The sequence below is a fragment of the Geoalkalibacter sp. genome (assembly GCF_030604225.1).
In the GTDB taxonomy this organism is placed as follows: domain Bacteria; phylum Desulfobacterota; class Desulfuromonadia; order Desulfuromonadales; family Geoalkalibacteraceae; genus Geoalkalibacter.
This window is the reverse complement of the sequence record NZ_JAUVWH010000179.1, coordinates 1-4,789: the sequence shown is the minus strand read 5'-3', so window position 1 is coordinate 4,789 and position 4,789 is coordinate 1. Positions and strand designations below refer to the sequence as shown.

At 60.4% G+C, this 4,789-nt stretch carries 5 protein-coding genes; all 5 read left to right on the top strand.

The annotated features are described in order from the left end of the window. Window positions 1–844: putative bifunctional diguanylate cyclase/phosphodiesterase (locus QAT43_RS14270; RefSeq protein ID WP_305043757.1), on the top strand; the 844-nt coding region annotated here is incomplete at its 5' end. A 19-nt stretch (window positions 845–863) separates the two neighbouring features. Beyond that, entirely contained in the window at window positions 864–1,988 is a 1,125-nt protein-coding gene (locus QAT43_RS14265) for a sensor histidine kinase (RefSeq protein ID WP_305043756.1), read from the top strand. Beyond that, complete coding sequence (locus QAT43_RS14260) at window positions 1,985–3,682, top strand: sigma-54 dependent transcriptional regulator (protein WP_305043755.1); 1,698 nt, start codon at window positions 1,985–1,987, stop codon at window positions 3,680–3,682. Before QAT43_RS14265 ends, QAT43_RS14260 begins: the two co-directional genes overlap by 4 nt. Window positions 3,683–3,882: 200 nt before the next feature. Continuing rightward, complete coding sequence (locus QAT43_RS14255) at window positions 3,883–4,182, top strand: hypothetical protein (RefSeq protein WP_305043754.1); 300 nt, start codon at window positions 3,883–3,885, stop codon at window positions 4,180–4,182. Further along, the gene (locus QAT43_RS14250) at window positions 4,182–4,682 is read left to right on the top strand and encodes a chemotaxis protein CheW (RefSeq protein ID WP_305043753.1); all 501 of its coding nucleotides are present in this window, start codon (window positions 4,182–4,184) and stop codon (window positions 4,680–4,682) included. Before QAT43_RS14255 ends, QAT43_RS14250 begins: the two co-directional genes overlap by 1 nt. Window positions 4,683–4,789: the final 107 nt, after the last annotated feature.

Genomic DNA, 4,789 nt, shown 5'->3' with positions numbered 1-4,789 from the left:
CGAATTTTCCTTTTACGCCAAGGAGATGAATGTTCACTTTCTGGAAACCCTCGAACTGGAAAGCGCCTTGCGCCAGGCTCTCGACCGGGATCAGTTCCGTCTTTATTACCAGCCCAAGGTCGGCCTGATGAGTGGCTGCATTCTCGGCTGCGAAGCCTTGATTCGCTGGCAGCATCCCCAGCGGGGCATGGTTGCGCCGGCCGAGTTCATCCCTTTGGCGGAAGAGACGGGGTTGATCGTGTCCATTGGTGAGTGGACTCTTCGGGAAGCCTGTCGGCAGGCCGTTGAATGGCAGGCGCTGGGGCTGCCTCCCCTGAACGTGGCCGTCAACCTGTCCGCGCGCCAGTTTCGCAAGGGCAATCTGCTGCAGGTGGTGGAAAAGGTTCTGAAACAAACGGGCCTGGATCCGCAGCTGCTGGAACTTGAACTGACCGAAAGCATGATCATGCATGATCCCCTCGGCGCCGGACAAACCATGCACCAGTTGAAGGAACTGGGTGTCAGTCTGAGTCTGGACGATTTCGGCACCGGCTATTCGAGTCTTAATTACCTGCGGTCCTTCCCCGTGGACAGTCTCAAGATCGACCGCTCCTTCATTGCTGATTTGGCGACGGATTCCAGCGAAGCCTCCGTCGTGACCAGCGTTATTTCCATTGCCCACAACCTGGGACTTTCGGCCATTGCCGAGGGCGTCGAAACCGGCGAGCAGCTCGATTTTCTCGTGGACAACGGCTGTGACATGATGCAGGGCTATCTGTTCAGCCGGCCGCTGCCCGCCGATGAATTCGCCCGGTTGCTGCGGCGCAATCCGCGGCTTGAATGCCCCGGAACCGCTTGGGGGTAGCCGCTTGAGCGAGACGCCCTTGCGAATTCTTGTGGTCGAGGATGATCCCGCCCACGTTCTGGCCATTACCCGCGCCTTCAAGGCGCCGGACTCCTGGGTGGACATCGCCGTCGCGGGCAGCCTGAGGGACTATCGCTTGCGGGTGGCGGAGCAGGTGCCCCAGATCGTGCTGATGGATCTGAACCTGCCCGATGGGCGGGCTGTCGACCTGCTGAGCCATGCCGGCGAGGAGCGTCCCTTTCCGGTGCTCATTCTCACCGCCCAGGCCGATGAAAAAATCGCCGTCGCGGCCATGAAGGCCGGCGCCCTCGATTACATCGTCAAATCCCCTGGCGCATTTGCCGAACTGCCGCGGACCGTGGGGCGCGCCCTGCGTGAATGGAATCTCTGCGTGCGCGAAAAACAGGCCCAGGCCGAGGTTCTGCGCGCCTCGCAACTGGCTTCCATCGGCGAACTGGCCGCCGGTGTCGCCCACGAGATCAACAACCCCGTCAACGGCGTCATCAATTACGCCCAGATGCTGGTCAACCGCCTGGGAGGCGATGAGGTCAATCGACAACTCGCCGAGGGCATCCTGCGTGAGGGCGATCGCATCGCCGCCATCGTCGGCAGCCTGTTGGCTTTTGCTCGTCCTCAGGCGGAAGCGAAAAGGCCGGTGGATCTCGGGGAGCTTCTCAAGGATTGCCTGCTGCTGGTCGGCGCCCAACTGCGCAAGGAGGGGATTGTCTTCGGCATCGAGGTCGCCGTGGATGTGCCCGCCATTGCCGCCCGCAAGCAGCATTTGCAGCAGGTATTCCTCAACCTGATCAGCAACGCCCGCTATGCCCTCAATGAAAAATACCCCGGCAAAAACCCTGATAAAGTACTTGAGATTCGTGTTGATATGATTGAGACAAGCAAGGGTTTTGTGCGAATCAGCTTCCACGATCACGGCGTCGGCGTTCCGCGGCATCTGCGCGACAAGGTGTTCAATCCCTTCTTCACCACCAAGCCGGCGGATCGCGGCACGGGGCTGGGCCTGAGCATCAGTTACGGCATCATCAAGGATCACGGTGGCCGCCTGCTGCTGGACAGCGAGGAGGGCTCCTTCACCACCCTGAGCATCGAGCTGCCCTTGCGCGACGCGGAGGCTATCCGGGAATGAGCGCGCGGATTCTGGTGGTGGATGACGAGGAGAGCATCCGTTTTACCTTTGCCTCGTTTCTGTCGGACGAAGGCCATGTCGTGGCGACGGCCAAAAGCGCCGATGAGGCCCTGGACCTGGTCCTGCGTGAAGACTACGATCTGATTTTTCTCGATATCCTGCTTGGCGGCGACTGCGGTGTTGATCTTCTGCGGGGCCTGCGCGAGCGTCATTGTCAATGCCCGGTGGTGCTGATGACCGGCTTTCCCACCGTGGATACGGCGGCTGAGGCTCTGCGTCTCGGGGCCTTCGACTATCTCCCCAAGCCGGTCAATCAACAGGCCCTGCTGCGTGTGACGCGCACCGCCCTGCGCCTCAAGCAGGCCGAGGAGGAAAAGCGCGGTTCCCAGGCGCATCTCGAAGCGGTCTTTCGCGGCGTCAGGGATGCCATCCTCACGGTGGACAAGGAACTGCGCCTGCTGTCCTTCAACCCGGCAGCTCGGACTCTCTGCGCTCTCTCACCCGAGGACCTGGGCCGGCCCTTCGACCTGGAGGAGCGCGGCTGCCGGGGTGCCTGCCGGCTTGCCTTGCGCAAAACCCTTGACGAACACCAGCATCAGACGACGGAGCGTTTCGAATGCCGCTCGCCTGAGGGACAGGCGCGCGTTTTGACCCTCAACACGGCGTCTCTCACGGATGGCCGCGGACGCTTTTCCGGGGCGGTGCTGGTGGTGCGCGACGAAACCCGCCTTGTCGCCCTGGAGCGCCGTCTGCACGAATCGTCGCGCTATCAAGGGCTGATCGGCGCGACGCCGGTCATGCAGTCCCTTTACGGCCTGCTTGAAAAACTCGCGCCCGTTTCGACCGCCGTTCTGATCACGGGCGAAAGCGGCACCGGCAAGGAACTGGTCGCCGATGCCCTGCACGCAAAAAGCCCCAGGCGAGATGGCCCCCTGGTCAAGGTCAACTGCGCGGCCCTTTCGGAAAGCCTTCTGGAAACCGAGCTCTTCGGCCATGTCAAGGGCGCCTTCACCGGCGCCGTTCGCGATGTGCCGGGGCGTTTTGAAAAAGCCCAGGGCGGCACGATTTTTCTTGATGAGATCGGGGATATTTCGCCGCGCATGCAGGTGCGCTTGCTGCGTGTGCTGCAGGAAAAGACCATCGAGCGGGTCGGCGATTCCACCCCCGTCCCCGTGGATGTGCGCGTCATCGCCGCGACGCATCAGGATTTGCCCGCCAAAATTCGACGCGGCGAATTTCGCGAGGATCTTTTCTATCGCCTCAAGGTCGTGACCGTCGCCCTTCCGCCCCTGCGCGAGCGGCGCGCCGACATCCCCATGCTGGTCGCGCATTTCATCAAGGCGTTCAATCGCAAGTTCGGGCGCGACGTGGGCGGACTGAGCCGGGACGTCGAGCGAATGTTTCTGGCCTACGACTGGCCGGGCAACGTGCGTGAACTCGAACATGTGCTGGAACATGCCTTTATCCTCTGCGACGGACCCTTGGTGACCGCCGCCGATCTGCCGCCGGAACTGCTTTGTGCCACGCCGAGGGGCACGCGACAGGAGGGCAGGGCCGACGCGGATTTCGCGCAGACCCTGCGCCGCGCCCTGGAAAGCGCGGGCGGCAACAAGGCCAAGGCGGCGCGCCTGCTCGGCATCAGCCGGAGAACCCTGTATCGCAAGCTTGAGGATTTCAAAATCGCCCTGGATTGATGTCACCCATGTGTGCCATGGCGCACTTGTGTGTCGTTACACAGGTGTGCCATGACACACTTCGGCCACGCCTGAGAGTTTCACCCTTCTTGCGCCAGCCTTCTTTCGCTTTACCATTTCCTGCCGAAACTCCCTCAATAACCAAGTTTTAGACCAGCCTAATGCCACATTTCTCAATAATTCTCCCACAGGATGAATAATTGTTCATTTTGGCATATTCATTGATAGGACAGGGAGCTAAGGAGAAAGGACCAATGACCATGGCATCCCAATACCACCCATCCTTGAAATACCCGGCCCCTGAAAAGCCACCGGACATCTGCCCCCTGGTCAGCAATCCGCGCGCGGATTGCCATTGCGCGCAACTGACCAGCCTGCGGATTCCCCTGATCGTTGATTATTGCGCGGGGGATTATCGCGCTTGCCCCATTTATTGGAAAGAATCCAATGCCTTCGCGGCAACCTGCCATCAACCAGTTCAAGAGGAGGTCAAAGCCTGATGACGGACAAATCCAGCGATGCCGAACAGTATCTGACGTTCATGCTCGACCGGGAAATTTTTGCCTTGGGGATCGAAAAGGTCCGGGAAGTTCTTGACTTCACCCCTATCACCCGCGTCCCTAAAACCCCTGATTTCATGCGCGGCGTCATCAACGTGCGCGGCGGCGTGGTGCCGGTGGTCGATCTGCGGGTCAAGTTCGGCATGGAGCCGACGCCGCAGACAGTCAATACCTGCATCATCATCGTCGAAATCGCTCTGGAAACGGAGTCCATCATTCTTGGAGTGCTGGCCGACAAGGTCGAGGAAGTCCTCGATCTGGACGCCGCGCACATCGAGCCGGCGCCCAAAATCGGCACGCGCCTGCGCACCGATTTCATCAAGGGCATGGGTAAGCGCGATGAGCGCTTCATCATCGTTCTTGATATCGACAGGGTGTTTTCGGAAAGCGATCTGGCGCAGGTTTCAGGCGGCGAGGAACTTCTTGCGGCAACGGCCTAATTGGGTCATTCATTTCGACAATCCACACAACAGAGAGGGATTTGCATGAAACTGGGAATGAAGATTGGTTTGGGATTCATGGCGGTGCTGGCCCTGACGGCCGTGCT